This window comes from Lysinibacillus piscis, assembly GCF_026012395.1.
GTDB lineage: Bacteria > Bacillota > Bacilli > Bacillales_A > Planococcaceae > Lysinibacillus > Lysinibacillus piscis.
In genome coordinates this window covers 191,330-215,002 of record NZ_BRZA01000002.1, presented here as the reverse complement: position 1 = coordinate 215,002, position 23,673 = coordinate 191,330, and the positions used below count along the sequence as shown (strand labels likewise).

21 protein-coding genes are annotated in these 23,673 nt (G+C 37.8%); 2 read left to right on the top strand and 19 right to left on the bottom strand.

Features of this window, described 5'->3' with window-relative positions; genetic code table 11:
- Positions 1 to 13: 13 nt before the first annotated feature.
- On the bottom strand, positions 14 to 496 hold the full coding sequence (locus OPF91_RS07400) for a dUTP diphosphatase (protein ID WP_264988104.1): 483 nt from the start codon (positions 494 to 496) through the stop codon (positions 14 to 16).
- A 96-nt stretch (positions 497 to 592) separates the two neighbouring features.
- On the opposite strand from OPF91_RS07400, the gene OPF91_RS07395 reads away from it, so the two are divergent.
- Positions 593 to 988 carry a sigma-w pathway protein ysdB gene (locus tag OPF91_RS07395; protein WP_264988103.1) on the top strand — a complete coding sequence of 132 codons (396 nt, stop codon included), beginning with the start codon at positions 593 to 595 and terminating at the stop codon, positions 986 to 988.
- Positions 989 to 1,103: 115 nt separating this feature from the next.
- On the opposite strand, the gene OPF91_RS07390 is transcribed toward OPF91_RS07395, so the two are convergent.
- From OPF91_RS07390 to hflK, 16 genes are all read right to left on the bottom strand, one after another.
- Positions 1,104 to 1,367 carry a DUF1294 domain-containing protein gene (locus OPF91_RS07390; protein ID WP_264988102.1) on the bottom strand — a complete coding sequence of 88 codons (264 nt, stop codon included), beginning with the start codon at positions 1,365 to 1,367 and terminating at the stop codon, positions 1,104 to 1,106.
- A 123-nt stretch (positions 1,368 to 1,490) separates the two neighbouring features.
- Positions 1,491 to 1,850, bottom strand: a complete 360-nt coding sequence (rplT, locus tag OPF91_RS07385) for a 50S ribosomal protein L20 (RefSeq protein WP_264988101.1) — start codon at positions 1,848 to 1,850, stop codon at positions 1,491 to 1,493.
- 59 nt (positions 1,851 to 1,909) lie between these two features.
- Positions 1,910 to 2,110: a 50S ribosomal protein L35 gene (rpmI, locus tag OPF91_RS07380; RefSeq protein WP_264988100.1), complete on the bottom strand. Its 201-nt coding sequence runs from the start codon at positions 2,108 to 2,110 to the stop codon at positions 1,910 to 1,912.
- Between the two features lie 32 nt (positions 2,111 to 2,142).
- On the bottom strand, positions 2,143 to 2,649 hold the full coding sequence (gene infC / locus OPF91_RS07375) for a translation initiation factor IF-3 (RefSeq protein WP_264988099.1): 507 nt from the start codon (positions 2,647 to 2,649) through the stop codon (positions 2,143 to 2,145).
- A 1,704-nt stretch (positions 2,650 to 4,353) separates the two neighbouring features.
- Complete coding sequence (thrS, locus tag OPF91_RS07370; protein WP_264988098.1) at positions 4,354 to 6,285, bottom strand: threonine--tRNA ligase; 1,932 nt, start codon at positions 6,283 to 6,285, stop codon at positions 4,354 to 4,356.
- 348 nt (positions 6,286 to 6,633) lie between these two features.
- Entirely contained in the window at positions 6,634 to 7,572 is a 939-nt protein-coding gene (gene dnaI / locus OPF91_RS07365) for a primosomal protein DnaI (RefSeq protein ID WP_264989127.1), read from the bottom strand.
- Positions 7,573 to 7,574: 2 nt separating this feature from the next.
- A complete protein-coding gene (locus tag OPF91_RS07360; protein ID WP_264988097.1) occupies positions 7,575 to 8,960 on the bottom strand; it encodes a replication initiation and membrane attachment family protein in 1,386 nt (461 codons plus the stop codon).
- Between the two features lie 17 nt (positions 8,961 to 8,977).
- On the bottom strand, positions 8,978 to 9,445 hold the full coding sequence (gene nrdR, locus OPF91_RS07355) for a transcriptional regulator NrdR (protein ID WP_264988096.1): 468 nt from the start codon (positions 9,443 to 9,445) through the stop codon (positions 8,978 to 8,980).
- A 200-nt stretch (positions 9,446 to 9,645) separates the two neighbouring features.
- A complete protein-coding gene (locus OPF91_RS07350) occupies positions 9,646 to 10,668 on the bottom strand; it encodes a glyceraldehyde-3-phosphate dehydrogenase (protein ID WP_264988095.1) in 1,023 nt (340 codons plus the stop codon).
- A 210-nt stretch (positions 10,669 to 10,878) separates the two neighbouring features.
- Entirely contained in the window at positions 10,879 to 11,481 is a 603-nt protein-coding gene (gene coaE / locus OPF91_RS07345; protein WP_264988094.1) for a dephospho-CoA kinase, read from the bottom strand.
- Between the two features lie 13 nt (positions 11,482 to 11,494).
- A complete protein-coding gene (gene mutM, locus OPF91_RS07340; RefSeq protein WP_264988093.1) occupies positions 11,495 to 12,367 on the bottom strand; it encodes a bifunctional DNA-formamidopyrimidine glycosylase/DNA-(apurinic or apyrimidinic site) lyase in 873 nt (290 codons plus the stop codon).
- 68 nt (positions 12,368 to 12,435) lie between these two features.
- On the bottom strand, positions 12,436 to 15,063 hold the full coding sequence (gene polA / locus OPF91_RS07335) for a DNA polymerase I (RefSeq protein WP_264988092.1): 2,628 nt from the start codon (positions 15,061 to 15,063) through the stop codon (positions 12,436 to 12,438).
- Between the two features lie 178 nt (positions 15,064 to 15,241).
- Positions 15,242 to 18,061, bottom strand: a complete 2,820-nt coding sequence (locus OPF91_RS07330; protein WP_264988091.1) for an S-layer homology domain-containing protein — start codon at positions 18,059 to 18,061, stop codon at positions 15,242 to 15,244.
- Positions 18,062 to 18,229: 168 nt separating this feature from the next.
- Entirely contained in the window at positions 18,230 to 18,631 is a 402-nt protein-coding gene (locus OPF91_RS07325; RefSeq protein WP_264988090.1) for a DNA polymerase I, read from the bottom strand.
- Between the two features lie 115 nt (positions 18,632 to 18,746).
- Entirely contained in the window at positions 18,747 to 19,748 is a 1,002-nt protein-coding gene (gene hflC, locus OPF91_RS07320; protein ID WP_264988089.1) for a protease modulator HflC, read from the bottom strand.
- Positions 19,748 to 20,707: an FtsH protease activity modulator HflK gene (gene hflK, locus OPF91_RS07315; protein WP_264988088.1), complete on the bottom strand. Its 960-nt coding sequence runs from the start codon at positions 20,705 to 20,707 to the stop codon at positions 19,748 to 19,750. Before hflK ends, hflC begins: the two co-directional genes overlap by 1 nt.
- Positions 20,708 to 21,108: 401 nt before the next feature.
- Between hflK and OPF91_RS07310 the strand changes: the two genes are divergently transcribed.
- On the top strand, positions 21,109 to 21,261 hold the full coding sequence (locus OPF91_RS07310; protein ID WP_264988087.1) for a hypothetical protein: 153 nt from the start codon (positions 21,109 to 21,111) through the stop codon (positions 21,259 to 21,261).
- Positions 21,262 to 21,389: 128 nt separating this feature from the next.
- Here the strand turns inward: OPF91_RS07310 and pnpS are convergent, their stop codons facing one another.
- Positions 21,390 to 22,913: a two-component system histidine kinase PnpS gene (gene pnpS / locus OPF91_RS07305; RefSeq protein WP_264988086.1), complete on the bottom strand. Its 1,524-nt coding sequence runs from the start codon at positions 22,911 to 22,913 to the stop codon at positions 21,390 to 21,392.
- Complete coding sequence (locus OPF91_RS07300; RefSeq protein ID WP_264988085.1) at positions 22,910 to 23,626, bottom strand: response regulator transcription factor; 717 nt, start codon at positions 23,624 to 23,626, stop codon at positions 22,910 to 22,912. The genes pnpS and OPF91_RS07300 overlap by 4 nt, the downstream gene beginning before the upstream one ends.
- Positions 23,627 to 23,673 lie beyond the last annotated feature (47 nt).

Genomic DNA, 23,673 nt, shown 5'->3' with positions numbered 1-23,673 from the left:
CGTCAGAAATTTTTCAATAGCCAGAACGTTGGCGCTCATAATTTTTTTCATTTTTCGCCATATAGGCTGTCACAATATCCTCAAATGTAAAGCCTAAATTATAAGCAATTAATCCATAGCATTGCCAAACAGCTTCATATTGCATCTCAGTAGGGTGATTAATAAAAGTTAAAATATATTCTTGTGTCATTAAAAATAAGGACGTTAAATCATAGCTTTCCTCAAGCACAGGCCATTTATCCAGCGTATAGCCTTTCAGTATACCTAATGATAAAACAAAGTGAATGGAATCAACATACTCCTCTACAATTACAGCACGCTCAGATGGACCCTTTGTGCTCCAAAATTTAAAGCAGCGTGTTTCGTTTGCTAGTTCTGCTAGTTCAACCATCAATGCTAAGCCTTTCTCCTTAAAAACATCCTGTTGAATATTTTGCGTTTGCTCAATAAAAGCATCTAATTCTCTTTGCATTCTAAATAATTGTTGTAAATTCATTAGTTCCTCCTACAGTAAAAAATATTAAAAAAAAACGAAACTATTTGCCCCTTTAATCGTATAGGGAAGAATAACCTTTCTTCAAGGGGGAATTTGATGTTACCATTACTCATTCGTCTTGCTGTTATTGTACTTATTCTTTATGTATTTTATAAAGCCATTCGCTATATAACGGATCCGAAACGAAAGCTCGATGAAGCCTATGAAAAAGGGCATTACTACTTTTATGATGATGTGAAAAATGTTCGTAAAAATTTTTTCATCACCTATAAAGGTGCTCTTTTTGAAGGGGAAAAATACTTAGGTACGACAAATGATGCTTTTGAAATTGTCAGTATTTTTGTCGGTGCTCGTGACACCGCTACATTGCAAGGCTTCACAAAAAAGGATTTTGAATACTTGCAGCAAGAAATTTTAATGAGCTATCCAAATGCTAAAATCAATTGGAAGCAGCCCATAGAGCAACTGATGCAGGACACATCCTCTGAATGAGGACGTGTCTTGTTTTACATTGTCAGCAACAAAATTGTGTCGAATTTTTGCCGCTGACGCTATGCTTTCGCGCAATAAACATCTATCGATTGCTTACAAAGCCCTCTTTCATTCCTTAATTCCATAATTGAACAAGGATAAAAATTTGAATAGCTGCTAGCAATGGAAAACCGAAAGCAAACGTATTATGACGTGTTTTATGTCGAAATAAATACATACCAAGTACGCCACCTGTTGCTCCACCAGCAATTGCGAGAACAAATAATGTACGCTCCGCAATACGCCACTCATGTTTTTTTGCCCGTGATTTATCCAATCCCATCATCGTCAATAATACAATGGATACGATGGTCATATAGGCTAATAATGCCTGTGCCATGCTATTTGGCCTCCCTATGAAAAAAGACTGATGGAAAAATCCATCAGTCCTTACTATTATAAATTATTTCGCACCTACTGCTGTTGCACTCGGTACAGAAATACTATCTGACAAAGTCAAATATTATTTAGCAACTGCTTTTTTTGCAGCGTCTGCTAATTGTGTGAATGCTGCTGCATCTGTTACAGCTAGATCAGCTAACATTTTGCGGTTCACTTCGATACCAGCAACTTTTAAACCGTGCATTAAACGGCTGTATGAAAGACCATTGATACGAGCCGCTGCATTGATACGTGTGATCCATAATTTACGGAAATCACGTTTCTTTTGACGACGGTCACGGTATGCATATTGACCTGATTTCATTACTGCTTGGTTAGCAACTTTATATAATGTATGTTTAGAACCATAGTAACCTTTAGCTAATTTCAATACTTTTTTACGACGTTTGCGCGTCACTGTTCCGCCTTTTACGCGTGGCATATGAATTACCTCCTGCTTTTCATCTAAAAATGAATAAGTATTTTATTTTGTATAGTCAATTATTTCATGTAAACAAGTAAAGACTTGATGCGTTTGAAATCGCCTGAAGTGGCAACTTTTGCTTTACGTAGGTGACGTTTTTGCTTTGTTGATTTGTTTGCAAATAAGTGGCTACCATAAGCACGGTCAAATTTTAATTTACCTGAGCCTGTTTTTTTGAAACGTTTCGCAGCTCCACGGTGAGTTTTCATTTTTGGCATGTCAGATTTCCTCCTAAACTAGATACTAAATATTATTGTTTTTCGTTCTTTGGTTGAAGAACTAAAAACATGCTACGGCCTTCCATCTTCGGTTTTTGTTCAACCGTCGATACTTCAGCACAAGCTTCAGCAAAACGATCTAATACACGCTGACCAATTTCTTTGTGTGTAATCGCACGACCTTTGAAACGTATGCTACATTTTACTTTATCGCCTTTTTCAAGGAATTTAATCGCATTACGCAATTTCGTTTGGAAATCATGCTCATCAATTGTTGGGCTCAAACGAACCTCTTTCACAACGATAACCTTTTGATTTTTACGAATTTCACGGTCTTTCTTTTGCTGTTCAAACTTAAATTTACCATAGTCCATGATACGTGCGACTGGCGGCTTGGCTTGAGGGGCCACAAGGACAAGATCCAAGTTTACACGAGTGGCAATTTCTAACGCTTCATTACGTGTCTTTACACCAAGCTGGTCACCATTGTGATCGATTAATCGAAGTTCACGTGCGCGAATGCCTTCGTTTACATACATGTCTTTGCTAATAGTAATCCACCTCCAAGAATTGTCGCGAATACATGGTTTGGGCAAAGCCTTGCCCGGTTGAACGGTACATCCTCTTGTCATGTCCATAAAAAAAGGACGGACACTTTGAAGATGTCCGCCCGCTATATGTGCATGCGCAAGTGTGCGCAAAACAATTCAACGTGTCATACCTGTTCACAGCTTAGAGCGTTGTATCAGGTGAGAAGCGGGCAGCCTCTACTTCAACCACAAACTTTTGTATTCATTAACCTTATTAAGAATACCATGATTAAAATTTAATTTCAATCATTTTTATGTATTTTTTATAATAAGTTATTCTTTTTTCAAAACATATCTCAGCTTAATTAAAAATGTTGCCAATCAAATTCATTATTTTATCTTGACACTTCCCTTCATTCATCCACTTTTTAAACACTCATCATTTTTTAAATTTCGACCACCCAACACTTTTATAAATCAATCTATATGAGTGTGTAGTAGGTTCTGGTTCTTAAACAAGTCTTGTCTTTTATTCTTATTATTGTGCTTTAGTCATAGCATATGTGTTTTCAGAGCTATTATAAAAATTTTAAACAACCTTTATCTTCATTAATCTAGTAAGAAAAATATTGGTTCTATCAAAGTATATTCAAGATAGTATATAAAGTTCTGAGAATAAAATATATAAATAATATAATTCCCATAGATCCTCATTTTTTTGCTGATAGAACCATATTTATTTGCTTTGATTTTATAAGAATATCTTTTCTTCAGGTCATTTATATTTTGTATTTATAAATAAATGCTCATCTGGATTTTCTTGAAATGAGATATCCCTATTCTCCTTAACTTAAAGGATAAGAATTCAATTTATGTATTTTATTTTTGAATGTTTTACATGTTCAGGTGAATAATTGGATATATATAGGGGTTAATAATAGAAAATATCCATATATATAATCGGTTCGAAACTAATTTCCCAAATATAATGTGATTTATCAAAATCAGTTGGCTAATCAAATATTGTATTCATTAAAAGAACGCTAAAATCTATTGGTTTAGTATAATCATAATATTTCCCCTGTAAACATAGCACATTAAGCTCACTATCATAAATTTCAAGCAACTCATTACAAACAAAACCGCCATAATTTATAATTCCTAGACAATGTTTTTATATTTTATTCAATATTGAGTGTACGATTTCAAATAATGCATCATATATACAATAAATCTCGATGAATTCTTTACAAAATACATAAATACCTTATTTCCCTAACGATAATTGATTCACAATTGAAATTGCAAAATTCTTAGCTATATTACCTAAACCCGTAACATTGTTATATTTTTTGATTTCACTATATTCTAAAATATTTTTAATAATACTTTTCTTAATTAAAGACAGTTATAATCACCTTCCTTGTTTTACATGTACCACTTTATTCTTTTTTATAACAACAGAAGGTTTAACAAAATTTATAGCCACCAAAAACATTCTGTAATAAAATATATGTCACTATTTTTTCCAAATTCCTATTTCGAATATGGTTATCAATCTTTTGATACGCACATTTTTTTTATTATTAATTATATACATTTATCTCATGGAAAAAAGGAGAATTTAGTTAAAATAATAACCATATAAATACTAAAATGACTGAAAACAAAATTAAAACAGCCCCCAGTAACACTTGAGAGCTGTTTTCATATTTATTTCTTTACTTCATCTTTCAAACCATTTAAGAAGTCCTCAAAGCTCACTGTTTCTGAATCTTTTGAGCCATAACGACGTACATTGACACCGTTTGATTCCACTTCTTTATCTCCAATGACCAGCATATACGGAATTTTCTTCATTTGCGCTTCACGGATTTTATAGCCAAGTTTTTCTTCACGATCATCCATTTCCACACGTACACCAACTGCCATTAATTGTTCTTCGATTTGTTTTGCGTAATCGTAGTGTACGGCATTGGATACAGGGATAATTTCCACTTGTACAGGTGCTAACCAAGTTGGGAATGCGCCTTTGTATTCTTCAATTAAGAAGGCTACAAAACGTTCCATTGTAGATACAACACCACGGTGGATGACAACTGGACGCTGTGGCTGACCATCTTCACCAATGTAAGAAAGCTCAAAGCGCTGTGGTAACAAGAAGTCAAGCTGTGCTGTTGATAATGTTTCTTCCTTACCAATCGCTGTTTTCACTTGTACGTCTAATTTCGGACCGTAGAACGCCGCTTCGTCCTCTGCCTCAAAGTAATCTAAACCTAGCTCATCCATTGTTTCTTTCAGCATGGCTTGTGCTGTTTCCCACATTTCATCGTCATCGAAGTACTTTTCTTTATTGTTCGGATCACGGTAAGATAAGCGGAATGAGTAATCATTAATATCGAAATCTTTATACACTTCTAAAATTAATTCAACTACTTTTTTGAATTCAGCTTTAATTTGGTCTGGACGAACAAAAATATGCGCATCATTTAAAGTCATCCCACGTACACGCTGTAGACCAGATACAGCACCACTCATTTCATAACGGTGCATTGTACCAAGCTCCGCAATACGGATTGGTAAATGACGATATGAGTGTAAGCCATTTTTAAAGATCATCATATGGTGTGGGCAGTTCATTGGACGTAATACTAATGTCTCGTTGTCCATTTCCATCGGCGGGAACATACCATCTTGATAGTGACCCCAGTGTCCTGAAGTTTCATACAATTTTTTTGAACCAAGTACTGGTGTATATACATGCTTATAGCCTAATGATACTTCTTTATCTACAATATAACGTTCAATTGTACGACGAATTGTTGCACCATTTGGCAACCATAGCGGTAAACCTTGCCCCACTGTTTGAGAAGTCATAAATAACTCTAATTCTTTCCCAATTTTACGGTGGTCACGCTCTTTTGCTTCCTCTAACATTTGTAGATGATGCTTTAATTCTTCTTTTTTGAAGAATGCTGTACCGTAAATACGTTGTAGCATTTTATTGTCAGAATTCCCTCTCCAATAAGCGCCAGCTAATGATAATAACTTGAATTCACGTAGTTTACCAGTCGATGGTGCATGAATACCACGACAAAGGTCAAAAAACTCACCTTGGTAATAAATAGATACTTGCTCATCAGCAGGAATCGCTTCTAATAATTCTAGTTTGTATTCATCGCCAACTTCCTCATAAATCGCTTGTGCCTCTGCACGGCTCACATTTTTACGTTCAATTTCTAAGTTTTCCGCAATGATTTTTTTCATTTCTTTTTCAATTGCTGGTAAATCTTCCACAGTAATTGGTGTTGGTGAATCGATATCATAATAGAAACCATTATCAATGACTGGCCCGATACCTAGCTTCGCATCTGGGAATAAACGCTTTACTGCTTGCGCTGTTAAATGCGCTGTAGAGTGACGCAAAATTTCAAGTGCTTCTGCATCATCCTGTGTAATAATCGCAATCGCTGCATCTTCTTCAATTGGTGTTTTTAAATCAACGAGCACACCATTGACTTTCCCTGCATACGCTTTTTTGCGTAAGCCTGGGCTAATTGATAATGCGACATCATCAGTCGATGTGCCTTTTGCAAATTCCTTTACTGCGCCATCTGGAAATGTTAATTGAATCATATCTGTCATTTTTTCGCACTCCTTCTTTTATACATATACAGCTTATAGAAAATAAAAAAGCTCCATCCCTATAAAAGGGACGAAGCATATGCTCGTGGTTCCACCCTTCTTCCTTCCGACTCTAAAAGTCAGACGAAGCTCAAGGCTAGCTAACGGGCTAGGGACCGGCGAAACATTATCCTTTTCGCTGCTCAGTAGGTAGTAAATGATGTGCTCTCACTAGGAAGTTTTCAGCCAATGCCTTCCCTCTCTTGTAGCCGTTACACAACATTCATGTCCTCATCCATGCATATTGATATTTAGTATTTGTATATGTGTCAGTATACGCTCGATTGCTCGAAAATGCAACTGACAAAATTACAATCGACGATTTTTACCACGCATTTCAATTGGTATGGTCAAAGCTTTAATACGCTCCATAATTCGCCCTGCCTTCACTACCTCAATATCGCCTTTTTGAGATTGTGCCAAATGGTGCTCCAAGCCATCATAATCAAAATTCGATGTAATAAACGTAGGTAATTGTTCAGCCATTCGGTAATGAAAAATCGTTCCTAAAATTTCATCACGTGTCCATGCAGTCATCGTTTCTGCTCCTAAGTCGTCTAGCATTAAGACAGGTGCTTTTTTGATATAATCAATTTTTTCATTCAATGTATTATCACCAATTGCATTTTTCATTTCTCGTAAAAATTCAGGAACAAACACAACCACAGAGCGGATTTTTATTTTAGCTAACTCATTAGCTAGTGCACCTAAAACAAAGGATTTCCCTACACCAAACTGTCCATGCAAATAAAAGCCTTTCTTCGGAAGTTGTCCTGTCGCTACCGTCATATCAAGAAAATCAGTCGCTTTATTCGCAATATCCATTCGCAAACGATCATCAATATATAAATCACTTAATGTTGCTTGAAGTACGTCTTTTGGCATATGCATACTAGCAATCATTTTCGCTACATCTCGCCGCTCATCTTCTCGTATTTTTTGCTCACATTGCACATAATCAATTTCGACTGTATTTCGTACAACACGTAATGTTGGCACAAAGCCTTTTAAATAATTCGTGCAATTTTCTGTATTGTCACAGCCACAGCATACAGTAGATTGACTAATAAACTCATGTAACTTGGGTAAATTGCGTTCGATTGTTTCACGGCTCAATTCATCCTTATGTTGTGTTAAAAATGCTTGAACATGTGGATGTGCTAAAATTTCTTGACGCATCGCCTCATATCGTTCTTGAAATGACGGGACGTTAATTGCTCTTTTTAATGGTCCATTAATAGGTTCGATGGTCATTCACCTACCTTATTTTGTATATTCCCTAATTTTTCAAGCATTTTTTGTCTTTCTGTTTCAAAATCCATCTGGTCATTTTGTGACGTTTCCTCGGACTTTTCATTTCTTTTATAAAACCAATCAGGCACTTTTTCTTCTCTTCGCTTCTGATTTTTAGCATATGTGTTTTTTTTCGGCGTTGTTGTTTGTGGGCTATTTTTCCACGTCGTATATTTATCATGCTCCTGACGAGCTAATTCCATTGCCTGTTTGGCGGTTTGGATATTTTTACGTCCCCAATGGTCAGCAATTGTTTCAACATATTTCTTTGGCAATTTCATATCCGTTGTCAGCATCACGTACTCTAGTAAGGCATTCACAACACCGATTGGCATTCCATGCTGAACAATTAAATTTTCAGCAAGCTGAATCGACGTTGGTAATGGCTCTTTTCCATTATTGATGTCACGCAACACTTGTACAGGTGGCGTCGTTTCTAAATAGTGCTGGAGCTCTTGCTCTTTTGTCTTAATGCCATTCTGCTCGATTGATGGTGGTATTGCTGTATTCACTTTTTCTAACTTTGGTGACTCTTTCGATACCGTAAGTTTATAAAAATCGGCTGCTGCCTTGCGTAAACGCTCCTTAGAAATACCTAAATCATCATCCAGCGCTAAAATGACAACCTTCTGCATATCCAATGCATTCAAATGATATAAAAAGGCAATTTTAGCAATCATCTCACGAATATCTACTGTCAATAAACTTGCTGGCACTAATTGCTCTGACAAGCCAGCCTTCAGTAATTCAAAATCAAATTGCTCCACATAAAATGGATAATTTTTTGGCTGCTCCCCATCACGTTGAGTCACTATTTGCAAGTCTGCTGGAATCTGCGCATTAACAGGTTTAAATACATCAATAAATGCTCTAGATACCTCCTGAAATTCGCCTTCTCTCGGTGGTACAATAAATCGTTGACGCAGCTTTCGATATGCTTGCTCACCTATTTTATTAAATAAAAACATCGATAGTAGTGGATCTTTCATAAAATTTTCGGCATCAAGCGGACGCATTAATTCATATAAAAAATGACGTTGTTCCGCTGTTTCTTTTTTCCATGTACGCACTAAACCGATTGCTTCTAATGTAATACGTGCCTCAAATATTTTACCAATCGGCAGACCAAGCACATTCATTAAATAATAATGTGTCATCGGTTGCCTTATTACCTGCTCACCTTCTGCCCATAACGTCAAATAAAGACTAATTGGCTCTGCCCCTGTTAACGGCTGATAAAATAAGGTAATTAGTTGACGTTCCTGTGTAGAAAGCATATGGGGAAGACGAATATCGAAAGCATCTGCTGGCTGCAATTCCTTATACAGCTGTCTCACCGTCATTCCCCCTCTCTTTTCGACTATTTTTGCTCTGTTTGACGTTGTACAATATCTTTAATTTCATCAATAAAAACCGATATATCTTTAAATTGACGGTACACAGATGCAAAACGCACATAGGCTACCTCGTCAATTTTGGCTAAACGGTCCATAACCATCTCACCCACATCCTCTGAACGAACTTCCGCATTGCCAATACGGCGCAAGTCTTTTTCAATCGCCATGACCAATGTCTCTAGTACATCTAATGCCACTGGACGTTTTTCACATGCACGAATAAGCCCACGAAGTACCTTTTCACGGCTAAACTCCTCGCGTGAGCCATCCTTTTTCACAACAATTAATGGCGTTTCCTCAATTTTTTCAAACGTCGTAAACCGAAAGCCACATGACTCGCATTCACGTCGTCTCCGTATTTCTTTATTATCATCTACTGGTCTTGAATCCACAACTCTTGTGCCATTGAATTGGCAAGATGGACATCTCATATATTACCTCTCCTGATTTCACAACAATTTAATATGCCTATTATAACAAATTTACACTACTGAAGAAAAGTGCCTTACCATTTACACAAATTGAACTTTCATCATTTATTTTGTGCGCCTATTATTATAAAAAACGACAAGTATATAGCATAACAAAAAATGCACACTGAAACCATTTAGATTTCAATGTGCATTCATTCTTAAGCGTTTACCACTTCTAATGCATTTGCTACTTTGACTACTAATTCCACAACACGTGCAGAGTAGCCCCACTCATTATCATACCATGCAAGTACCTTCACTTTACGATTACCCATCACAATAGTAGATAGACCGTCCACTGTAGATGAATACGTCGTTGTATTATAGTCAGATGATACTAAAGGTTCTACAGAGAAATTTAAAATGCCCTTCATCGGCCCTTCTGTTGCAGCTTTCACAAATGCAGCATTTACCTCATCCACCGTAACATCTTTTTGAACATCTACAACAAGGTCTACTAATGACACATTTGGCGTTGGTACACGCAGTGCCATACCGTGAATTTTTCCCTCTAATTCAGGTAACACCAATTTCAATGCTTTCGCCGCACCTGTTGATGTTGGAATAATCGATTGCGCACAGCCACGTGCACGACGTAAGTCTTTGTGTGGGTTATCTAGGTTTTTTTGATCATTTGTATAAGCATGAACCGTTGTCATTAATCCATTTTCAATACCGAACGCATCATTTAACACTTTTGCAACAGGTGCTAAACAGTTTGTCGTACAAGATGCATTAGAAATGATATCATGTTTAGCAATATCCAATTGGTCATCATTCACACCTAACACAATTGTCACATCTTCGTTTTTACCTGGTGCTGTTAAAATGACCTTTTTTGCGCCTGCCTCCAAGTGCATTGCTGCTTTTTCACGTGCATTAAATTTACCAGTTGCTTCAATCACGATGTCTACGCCCATTGTCGCCCATGGACATTGCAATGGATCACGCTCACTAATAATTTGCACACGTTTGCCATTAACAATCAAAGCGTCTCCAGCTGGCTCAACCGTACCCTCAAATATCCCGTGATTTGTGTCATACTTTATTAAATGTGCTAACGTTTCAGCAGGATAACATGCATTGATGGCTACAATATTTACATCATCCTTCATCACAGCTTGGCGGAATACCATTCTTCCAATACGCCCAAATCCATTAATAGCAACTGATACTGTCATTTATAAAATCCCCCTATGAGTAAATGTTAAGGTTTACGATATACTTTATGTTCATTAGTATATCACATTAAATGAAAAGGTGAACACATTTTAGCCAAAAATAAAAAGTTCTTATTTTCTGAAAACACTTACATTATGTATTAAGGAAAAAAAGATTGCTCAAAAAGCTGATTATAACAGCATTTTAAGCAATCTTCGAATTAAGTTATACTATTTATCTTGCAATATACCCCAATACGTTAAAATCTTGATTAATTGTTCTTCCGTATTTGTTAGGTTTTCATTATTATAAATAACGGCATCTGCTCCCTTTTCCTTAACGGATAAAGGTAGCTGTGAGTGAATTCGAGCAAGTGCCTCTTCCTCTGACAACTGATTACGCTCCATTAAACGACGTAGCTGTACTTGCTCACTAACAGATACGACTAAAATACGCTCGACAAAATGCTGGAGCTTACTTTCAAACAATAAAGGAATATCCATAACAACATGCGGATGTCCTTCTTGTATGTAAGCATCCCGCTGTCGTAGCATTTCCTGACGAATAGCAGGATGCATAATGTCATTTAGTAACTTCCGTTTCGCAGGTTCATGGAAAATAACATTTCCTAGTTTTTCACGATTTAAGTGACCATCTTCCAGCAAGATATCTTGCCCAAAATGCTCAGCGATGGTTGCCAATGTTACTGTGCCAGGCTCGACAACATCACGTGCTACAACGTCTGCATCCACAATCGGTAAGCCCAACGTAGCCATCATTTTAGCCACTGTACTTTTTCCACTAGCAATACTTCCTGTTAATCCAATAATCATTATTCAATCCCCTTTAACGCTGACATTGCGGGCAAAAAACCGATGTACGTCCACCGATTGTCATCTGACCTGTCGTCACACCACACGTAGGGCACAGCTTTTTGCCATACATTTGCAACCGATTTTGCATGTTCCCCGCTTCTCCGTTAATATTTCGATAATCAGAGATGGTTGAGCCACCCGCCTCAATGCTTTGACGCAAAATCACAACAATTTCCTCAAATAACGCCTGCTTTTGCCCATCCTCTAGTTCCTGTATTTTCCTTGCTGGATGAATTTTCTGTGCAAACAATGCTTCCGTTGCATAAATATTGCCACAGCCCGAAATAACCTGTCCGTCCATAATGACTTCTTTCACCGCTTTTTTCGCATACTTTGGCAAAAGTGACTTCGCTAAAAAATAGGCATAAGCTCCATCCTCAAATGGCTCTGGTGCTATTTTTGTCAGTGGTGAATGTTCTTCAATGGTTGTTAAAAAGCGCAATTCACCAAAGCGACGAATATCTGAATAAATTAAATACCCACCATCTGCTAATTGGAATGTTGCATGAATATGCTTTTGAAATTTCGCCTCATTGATTTCCTCTGGTGCATTCACCACAAACCATGCACCCGTCATGCCTAAATGACTAACTAACACATAGGTCACATCATCCTTTAACAAATGAAAGAAAATATATTTGGCACGACGTTGGATTTTCGTAATGGTCATTTGTGTAAGTGCTGTTTCAAACACATCAGGCTCTGCTTGCTTCACAATACATTGTTTCCCTGCTGCAAAAGATGAGCGAACGACATCGGAAAGCTGCACTTGTCGAATTGTTCGCCCCTCCATTTTCGGTTTTAATGCCTGTACGACACCTTCAACCTCTGGTAATTCAGGCATTGCTACCCCTCCTTATTCTATAGCTTCCCATTCTCAGCCAGTGAGGACGAAGAAGCTCCTCACTGATTTTATTTTGCTTCATACCAAGTTGCACCACTATTAAAATCAACCTTTAACGGCACAGTAAGCTTGATGGCATTTTCCATTACCTCTGGCACGATTTTTTCTAGTATGGCAATTTCCTCTGCTGGTGCTTCAAAAATAAGTTCATCATGCACTTGTAGTAATAGCTTAGCCTGCATATTTTCCTGCTTCAAACGAGCCGCCATATCAATCATCGCTTTTTTTATAATATCGGCTGCACTGCCTTGAATCGGTGTATTCATTGCTGTTCGTTCTGCAAAACTACGCAAGTTAAAATTAGAGCTCGTAATATCGGGCAAATAGCGACGACGGTTTAAAATCGTCGTCACATAGCCATGCATTTTCGCATCTATGACGATATTATCCATATATTGTTTAACACCAGGGAAGCTATCTAAATATTTTTCAATAAAAGTTGCCGCTTCCTTCCGTGTAATATCCAAATTTTGTGATAAACCATAATCACTAATGCCGTACACAATCCCAAAGTTAACCGCCTTCGCAGCACGACGCATATTGCTATCTACCTCATCTGCTGACACATGGAACACATCCATCGCTGTACGTGTATGAATATCCATCCCTTCACGGAAAGCTTCCACTAGGTTTTTATCCTCAGACATATGGGCTAGTACACGTAGCTCAATTTGTGAATAATCAGCCGCAAATAACAGCCAGCCTTCCTTCGATGGTACAAAGGCTTGACGAATTTTACGTCCCTCCTCTAAGCGAATTGGGATATTTTGCAAATTCGGATCTGTTGAGCTTAATCGACCTGTTGCTGTCAATGCTTGCTGGAAGCGGGTATGCACTTTATTATCTGTTGAATGAATTTCCTTTAACAAGCCTTCAATATAAGTCGATTGTAATTTACCTAGCTGACGATACAATAAAATATGCTCAATAATCGCATGCTCTGGCTTTAATTTCTCCAATACATCCGCCGCAGTTGAATAGCCTGTTTTCGTTTTTTTGATAGCAGGTAAGCCTAATTTATCAAATAAAATCACCCCTAATTGCTTTGGTGAATTAATATTAAAGGCTTCCCCTGCCTCTGTATAAATATCCTGTTCAATAATTGTAAGTTTATCACTTAACTCCTGCCCCATTTGCTCCAATGTAGCACGATTCACTGTAATACCCTCACATTCCATCTCGCCTAAAATAGCGGCAAGTGGCAATTCCAAGTTTTTATACAGTTCAAATTGCTCGTTCTCTTGTAATAAATGCTCTAGCTTTGGCTGTAGTGACCAAACTGCAAAGGCTTTTCGACTCACATGCTGTGCCAAGGTTTCTTCATCTGGAATAGCACGCTTTGCACCTTTTCCATAGACAGCCTCATTTGTTTGCACATCACGATAACCAAGCTCCCTTGCTAATGTCGCCACATCATCGCCACTTAACGCTGGATTGTTGATATAGGAAGCCAGCAATAAATCAAAGTCAACGCCTGCTAGCTGAATACCTACTCGATTGAGCGCTGCCTGTGCTGCCTTGGAATCAGCTAAATATTTTATTTTTGTGCCATCTTCTAACCAATGACGTAATGCCTCCGATTTTACCGCATCATCAAACGCTATATAGATTGTTTGCTTGCCATCTGTTAAAGCGATGCCCAATTGTGCACATGTATGATAATGCTCATCTGCTAATTCAACATGTACTGCCATGACATCTTGTAAATGTTCAGGCTTCACCTCTTTGATAATTGTATAATCAAATGGTGCTTGCTCTTCTTCTTGTACAGTAAAATCACTTTTCTCTAGCAAAGACTTAAAACCAAGCTCCTGCCATACTGCTGTTAATGCCTCTACATTTGGTCCGTCATAAGCAAGATCAGCTAATGTAATTGTGATGGGTGCTTCAGTAAAAATAGTTGCCAGTTGCTTACTCATCAAGGCTTGTTCTTCATTTGCCACCAGCTTTTCCTTCATTTTAGAAGCCTTTAACGTATCCATTGCCGCATAAAGCCCCTCAACAGATGCATGCTCCTTCAACAATTTCACTGCTGTTTTCTCACCAACACCTGGTACACCTGGAATATTGTCTGAGGAATCACCCATTAAGCCCTTCATATCAATAATTTGCAATGGTGTTAAGCCGTATTTTTCCTCAATAAAGGCTGGCGTATTTCTTTCAATTTCTGTAATTCCTTTTTTCGTAATATAAACGGTCACTTGCTCTGTCGCAAGCTGTGTTAAATCACGGTCCCCTGATACAATGATGACATCCATATTTTGAGTTGCCGCTTCTTTTGCCAATGTCCCAATAATATCGTCTGCCTCATACAGCTCTAGCTCATATTGTGGAATGCCGTATGCTTCAATTAACTTGCGTAAATACGGAAATTGCTCCGATAATTCAGGTGGCGTTTTTTGACGACCTCCTTTATATTCAGTAAATGTCTCATGACGGAAAGTTGTTTTTCCCGCATCAAAGGCAACCAAAACTTTTGTTGGCTGCTCCTCTTCTAATAATTTTTGTAGCATCGTTGTAAAGCCATATACTGCATTCGTATGAATCCCACTATCATTCGTCAATAATGGCAACGCAAAAAATGCACGATAGGCTAAACTATTGCCATCTAATAATAATAATTTTTCTTTCGTCATCTGCTCGCCTCCACTCCTCTCTCTACTTTAGCGAGAAAAACATCTTTACGCAACATTCTCGGCGCTATCAGTCAGTTCAAGCGTTCTATCCGTCACTTTTCCTATTCTATCCATAAATAAACCGTATGAAATCATGGCTCATACCTTTGATTTCATACGGTTTATTTTTAAATGATAATTAGCCAGGTAATAATTCAACTTGTAATGGTGATGATAAAAGGTTTTGCCCAGGATTATTTACGCGTTGAATCTGCGTAAAAGTAGCAGCTGGTGAAAGATCCACAGCAAATGTTAGTTGGATAACATTTGGGCTGATAATTTGAGCGACAGTGCCTTGAATTGGGTTTAGTATATTTTCCAACCTACATGTAAATTGCTCACCCAACGCTATTTCAACATTTTCATTAAACGTTAGCTCAATTATTTGCGAATTTATACGTATGGCTTGCGTAACAGCTAATGCAGGTTGCCCAATCGTTAGTTGCGCCGTCAATGCTGGTACAAGCTCTGTTGTTTGCAATGTTACAGGGTCTGTATAAGAAATCGCCTCATGCAATGCAATGGTTACTTGATCAGGTGTTGTTACTTGAACTTTTTCTGCTTCATATAGTTCATAAAATGTACTTTTTATTATCTCCTCTTGTTCTGAAAGATATTTACTGAAAATTTCTTCATATACTCTACCAGTAGTTATATCATGAGCTGGGATAATTAACGCTTGTCCATTTAGCAAACTGTGTAGCATAGTAACTTCCTGTAAGCCCTGTGCAATCGGCTGAATATTCATGAGCTTCTGTAACTTCACAACCATATTATTAATATCTGTTTGTGTCGTCGCAAGTAATAAATTCATATTTGTCAAGGAAGCGACTCGTTGATAGGCAACTGATGGCCTATTAGCATTAGTTACCATTGTATTCGCTTCTGTAATCGCCGCTTGCAATGCATCTGTTGCCTTTTTAGGTATCCATTGCTGTGCTCGTGAGATGCTTTGTCCATTTTCAGATATAGGAATTGCGCCATTATTTACTTCATTTAGCTTCTCCTGTGCTTGCGTAATCATTGAGACAAGGCTCGTTGTCACAAGTGGTGGTACAGGTAGTGGTGCTGTATTTCCTCCTGCGCTACCATTGTTCCAGTTAGAATCGATAACAGGAGGTGGTGTTAGCGTATATGGCTGTGGCTGACCATTAGCAAATTGAACTGTATCAATTTGTCCTGGCCGAGCATTTGCTAACATCATGCGTAGTTGCTCTTGTGTAAATGTTGTAATCACATTATTAATATGCACAGCTGGTTCAAGTGTCATGATTGGCTGAGTAAATGCTGGTAATAATACATTATTAAGCTGTAATGTACCGCCGATATTCACAGGCATTTGAATCGGCTTGTTTAGCAATTTTTCTTGTTGTTTTTGCTCCTTTATTGCTTCTGTCAGCTTCTTTAGTTTCTCTTGCATATCGGTTGCTTTATTGTCGAGAGACGGTAATGGTGATGTGCTTGCCTTATCTGCTAATGGTTTACTTGCTTTTTGCAACAACAGCTCCCTTTGCGCCTGTTGTAATTGTTGTTGCACTTGTTCACTTGGGTTAGCCGTATTTTGTATACGTAAAAGCAATTCATTTATTGTTTTCTCTAGATTAGCGATAGTAGCCTCTATCGATTGATTCCTCTGCTCTTGTAACTTTTGTTGCTGTGCGGATATAAAGTCTTGGGTTTCAGCCTGTATTTCAGCTAGCGACTGTACGAGTGCTGCTAATACCTCAGGATTTGAGTTAATAATCATATTTTCAATAGTGGCTGTCCCACTTAATCCCGCACCTCCTAATGGTAGCTGCCATTCTAGTGCACCTACACTCGGTGCATTCACTATTAAATTGCTTCCTGGATACACAATGCTTGGCAACGACACATTAGAGTTAATCGTAGCAGAGCCATTGATAGTAATGTTCGGTAAGTGGCTGTTTTGGATAAATAATTTTCCATCTACCACATTCAATACTACTGCAAGAGAAGCCGTTTTTGGCATCTCCGCTTCCTCTAGCAATAGCTCACCTTTGACATTTAGCTGATTGAGGGTCGTATTTATGCCACGTCCTGTTACACGTATATCCCCTATAACCTCCATATTTTTCAGCTCTACAAAATCAGCATCTACCACAATATTGCCTACGGTTGCCTTTCCACCATCCAATACAACGTTTGCCCCCTGCTGTCCAGATGTCTTTAAATCAATTGCTAACACTTCAGCAATCTCACCATCCACCACAATAACATCTAGCTCTGCACCAGCTAAAGCAGCAGCGTTTTTCTTGTTTAAAATCGCCTGTGCATTTGTGCCAATCGACCATTTTTGCCCATCTATTATCACTTGATTATTTTGAATACCCTCAACAATAATGGTCGCTCCTGCAATCCCTTTTCCTGCCGATTGCTGTTGTACCACTGTTTCTGCTCTTGTAATAAACGTAGCAAGCTGTCCTCTTGTCACAAACTTGTCCCCGCTAAATGTAGTTACAGATGTCCCTGTAGTAATCCCGTATTCAAACAGTGCTGCTACAGCCTGCTGATAGGCTGGGTCTACATCTGCAAACGGTAGGGCAGCCTTTTCAGATGCAGCTAACCCTAATGCGTTGACAATCACCTTTGCCATGTCATTACGTGTAATCGACGCATATGGCGTCCATGTGCTATCCATTATTCCCGCCGCTTGTAAGGCTACTAACTCCTGCTCGCTACCTACCTCTAAACCTAACACCCCCGCAAGAATTTTAGCGGTTTGCTTATATGTAACGAATACATCTGGTTTAAATGTCCCATCAGGATAGCCGTGAATAATATCTCTTTGTGCTAAATCTATAATTGCTGGGTAATGACTGCTTTCTTTTGACACATCTGGAAAATTAACTGCTGCCTCTGCTGTTATGTTTGCTCCTACTGTGAAAACGCTTGCTACAGTTGCTATTGTTGCTACAGCAAATAACTTATTTTTCCCCATATCGTCCCCTCCATGTATGTTGTATTGTTTATAACATTACTTTATTTAATGCAACAAAAAAAGCTCTTTTTCTTAACACTACATGATAAAGGTTAAAATTAGATTAAAAATAAAAAACTTTCATGCAAAGAGAAAATCCCTTGTCATGAAAGTTTCAGTATTGCTTATTCATTTAAAAACTTCTTCATAAATAACCGTTGCTAAAAAAGCATTCATAAAGGCAAATACTAAAAATAATGGCATGCCACCAAGCTGAAATTGTGTCATCTTTGTATAAAAAACTAACACAATACCAATTTGCGCTACAAAAATAATAGCACCAATGCCCACTTGCCAAATCGGACGTTTATCTTGACGCTTTTCATAGAAAAATAACTTTTTGCATGCTTTACGCACATCCTCAGCAATCAGAAGACTAGCTAAAAAGATGATACTAAAAAAGATGGGTATATGATAAATAGTCGTTGTCAGCCATGCAAAGTCAGACAAACGAAACAGGAATGTTATGAATGAAGAGATACTACAGGCAATCCCTATATTTTGAAGCCAAATACTCATGCGTAATTTCATTTGACCGATCTCCTTTCTAAGCACCCTTATTCTATCAAATAGCTAGACACTATGAAACAAGTAAAATATAGCAAAAAAACGCCTCGTATAATGACTGAGACGTTTTTCATTTATGTTATTTTGTATAGCCTGATAACACCTTTGCATATGGTGAATTGGCTGGTAGTACAATAACAGTATCCTCACCAATCGTTTTTTTGTAGGATTCTAATGTACGATATAATGAGTAAAATTCAGGGTCCTGTGAGAAGGATTGATTATATATTTTGGCTGCCTCTGCTTCCCCTTCTGCCTGAATACTAGCCGCTTCAGCCTTCGCTTGTGCTAACTTTTCCTGTACATTTTTATCTGTTTCTGCCTCTGTACGGCGTTTTTGTGCATCTCCCTCAGATAAATACGTCTGTGCAATCGATTGACGCTTCGAGCTCATATTGGTAAATACCGATTGCTCATTCTCTTTTGGTAAATCAATACGGCGAATGCGAACATCAACCACCTCAATACCGTATTTATCAGCAGATAATAGCTCATTTACACGCTCTGTTACCGTATCGTTAATGTTTCCTCGTGAAGTAGCCTTATCATTAATAATTTGCGTATACTCAATACGCCCAAGCTCCGAACGAATAACAGAGTAAATAAACTCCTCCATACGAGATTCTACCTTTTCGATCGTACCTGCATTGGAAATCAATAATTTTGGATCGGTAATACGCCAAATCGCATAGTTATCGATAATAATACGCTTTTTATCCTTCGTTGTAATTTCTTCCTCGGAGATTTCATAGGTTAATTGATTTTTTGGTAGTTTTGTAACGCTTTGAATAAATGGCACTTTCATATTCAAACCTGGCTCACGCTCAAATTTTACCACCTCTCCAAATTGACGAACAATGGCATACTCAGATTCTTTGACAATATAAATATTGGCAAAGAGCACAATAAATAGCGCAAAAATCAATGTGAGGATACCAGCAATCGAGAGATATTTTTTCGGGTTTTTCGGTGCTGTATTTTTGGTAATCGGTATCGTATTATCTTCCTGTGAAGTCGTCGGTTTTGCTTTACCGAATAAAAAGCTAAAAAATTTATCAACGTCCTGATTTTTTTTGCCCATTAACGACCGCTCCCCTCTGTTTTTTCTGGCTGTGTAGCTGGCTGCAATGATTGTAATGGTAAATATTTCATCGTTCCACCATCATCATTCATAATATAAATTTGTGCCTTTGGTAAAACATTTTCCAACGTTTCTAATACTAGACGTTCACGTGTAATTTGTTGATTGCCTTTGTATTGCTCATACAATTTATTAAATACTTCAACATCCCCTCTAGCCTGTGCGATACGTGCTTCTTTTTCACCCTGTGCCTTTAAAATAATGGCATCCACTTCCCCCACAGTTTCACTCATACGCTGATTTTTATATTTCTCTGCTTCATTAATTTTGGTGTTTTTCATTTCCCGTGCATCTGTTACTGCCGTAAAGGCTGCCCGTACTTCCGCATTCGGCAGCTCTACATCTTGTAATTTAACACCCAATATACTAATACCGATATCATATTTATTGATAAGAGAGGCGAGCAAATCTTTTGTTTTTGATTCAATATCCATTTTTCCCTCTGTTAATACTTTATCTATAGAGGAGCTACCAACAATGGAACGAATCGCACTTGATGTCGCACTATGTAATATTTTTTCGGGGTTTTGTGCATTAAATAAATATTTAGTTGGCTCAGTAATTTTCCATTGAACAACAAGGTCAGTTAAGACAATATTTTCGTCCCCTGTAATCATTTTGGTTTCGGCATCATATGCTTCCAGTTCACCATCTTTATTTTGCTTATAGCCGAACTGCAAGCTATACGTTTCCTTTGATAAAACCGCTACGGATTGTACTGGCCAAGGTAGTTTAAAATGAAGTCCTGAATTCGTAATCGTTTCATCTGCACGACCAAATGTCATGACAACAGCCTGCTCTGATTCATCTACTGTGTACCATGATGTAAACACAGCGATTAGTGCCAAGATGCTAACGATGGAAAGCCCCACAATCATCAATGTTTTTTTCACACTCATTTTTTGTTCCTCCTCCACTATGATTACTATCTATTTACGGACTACTTGGCTGAAAGTTTCAAATTTTATCCCATATTAACAGGCTGTAAGACCCCTCACTGCAAAATAGGAAATAGAAATGTATAAGTGGAGATCAACAGCCTGTAAAAACTAAGGTTGGTGAAACTATCAATCGGTGGGGATGAGGAAAACTCCCACCGATTGAATGTTCACTTTATACAAATACCGTATATTTAATCATAAAGGAGATTGAAAATGAAGTGACTTATTTTTTTCATTAGCTTTTCTTATTTAGTAGCTTGCTCTGCACCAACATAAACATTACAGGCATTTTATACAGATGCAGAATTAGAAAATATTGAGCAAATCATGATTGTGCATGGCAGTATGGGAGAGCAAAAATGGTGGCAGATAAAGAAGCAATTGAAGTCTTTCTACAACTAACCAATGCGATTGTATTTACACTACAGAAAATTGACAAAGCCTACTATGACACAACACCTGAGCTATTGCCAATTGTTGATGACTATTATAAAAAACTACCCCCTAAGTAACTTAGGAGGTAGTTTTTTCAAATTATGATATTCACGTATATGTATCCATCACATCTACAGGGGGGTTTCTACTTGAACAGTATATCGCCTCATTATGAATAGCATGTGTGGATATTGTAAAGAATTTGTTAAGTTTTTGGAATGCAAACAATCATCTTTGTGCCGACACCCACTTCGCTCACTACTTGAATGCGTCCATGATGTGCCTCTACTAAATGTTTCACAATCGCCAAGCCTAGCCCTGTCCCACCTGAATTGCGACTTCTTGCACGGTCTACCCGATAGAAACGTTCAAAAACACGTGCAATTTCATGTTTTTCAATACCTATTCCTTGATCCTCAATTTCGATAATACCATGAGTGGCATTTTCCTTTAAACGAATCGTAATCGTTGTATCCTCTGGAGAATAGGTAATGGCATTCGTAATTAAATTCGTGGCAATTTGGATTAAACGATTCACGTCGCCCATCACCTGCACATCATGCTCCATCTCCACTTGGAAATTCATATCTTTCTCATCTAAGCGTGGTCCTGTCAGCTCTACTGCTCGAATCAACACATCTTGTAAGCCCATTGGCATCAGGTTAACGGTAAAGCCATGCTGTTCGATTTTAGATAGCTCCAATAAATCTTGAATCAACATTTGCAGACGATTACTTTCCTTATGCATAATTTCTAAAAAGGATAATAGCATCGGCTCATCTTTATATGCACCATCGAGCAACGTCTCCGAAAAACCTTTAATCGACGTCACAGGTGTACGCAATTCATGTGAGACATTCGCTACAAAATCTTTACGAATTTGCTCAAGGCGAATCAACTCCGTAATATCATGCATAACAATCACAACACCTAGCCAGCGTCCATGGTCTCCAATAACAGGTGCACCATAGACATCATGATGATGTAGCTCCTGCTGAATTTCCATTTTTAACTGCTGACGATATGGTTTTTCAGTTAAAAATACATGATCGATAAATTGCTCTAATGTTGCAGGTAAGCCTACTGTGCGGAAAACTCTACCTTGCACATTTTCAAGCTGTATATCAAAATGATTTAAAAATACACGATTAACAATCGAAATATTGCCCTCTCGTCCAATCATCATGAGTGAGCTTCCCATATTTTCAATCAATGTTTTTAATCGTTCTTCCTCTACTTCACGAACGGTCGTAATGTCTTGTAAGTTCCTTGCTAAAATATTAATGGAATGACTTAATGGCATTGTGCGATCATATTCGCTTTCATGTGCCCGAGCTCGGTAATTGCCTTTTGCTAGCTCCAAAGCCGTTTCTGTCACATTATCAATAGGTGCGATAAAGTCACGAATCATATAACGACTAATAATCGCTATCAATACAAGTGTAATGAAAAATAAAACAAACAAGGTAATGTTTACTTTTTCGCTAATTGCATCCAATAATATATCTTTCGAAGCACTATTGTGAAAAACATTTAACGCTACCTTTTCTTCTTTGGATAATGTGATGTGTCGCTCATCCGTGATTTGGTTGATAGCTGTTTGTATTTGTGAACTAGATTGTTCTAAATAAATAGGAAAAAGCTGGCCTATAACAATCATTAGGACAGCTAGTATCGTACCAAGTATCAACACGAATCTCAAAAACAGACGATTACTCATTGATTTCATGTCGTTTTTGGCTCCTCGAATTTATAACCAAGTCCACGAATTGTTTTGATAAACATTGGTTTACGACTATTTTCCTCAATTTTGTCACGTAGATGGCTAATATGCACATCGACAATTCGTGTATCACCAGCGAAATCATATTTCCAAACAGCGCTCAATAGCTGATCACGTGTTAAAACACGGTTTTTATTATCAAGTAAATAGAGCAGTAGCTCAAATTCCTTTGGCGTAAATTCCAATGGCTCATCATCTAAAAATACTTCAAAGCGCTCTGGATAGACACGTAAATGACCAAATTCATATAATTTTTCTTGTGTATCTTCTTTTTCTTCTACGACGACATTTTGTGTAAAACGTCTTAAAACGGCTTTGACACGAGCCAATACTTCACGTGGACTAAATGGCTTCGTCATATAATCATCTGCCCCTAGCTCAAGGCCAAGCACTTTATCAAATTCATCATCTTTTGCTGTTAGCATAATGATGGGTGTATTAATGCGTTGCTGACGAAGTTGCTTACAAACTTCCATACCATCGAGCTTTGGTAGCATCAAATCTAACAGTAGCAAATCTGGTTGCAGTTCGATTGCTTTTTGTAGGCCTGTTTGACCATCTGCTGCCGTTTCTACGATGTAACCAGCCTGCTCTAAATTATATTTTAATAATGTTGCAATCGAATGTTCATCTTCTACCACTAAAATCGTTTTTGTCATTGTTATATTGCCTCCATAAATGATTTGAAACCCCCATCTCAAATCGT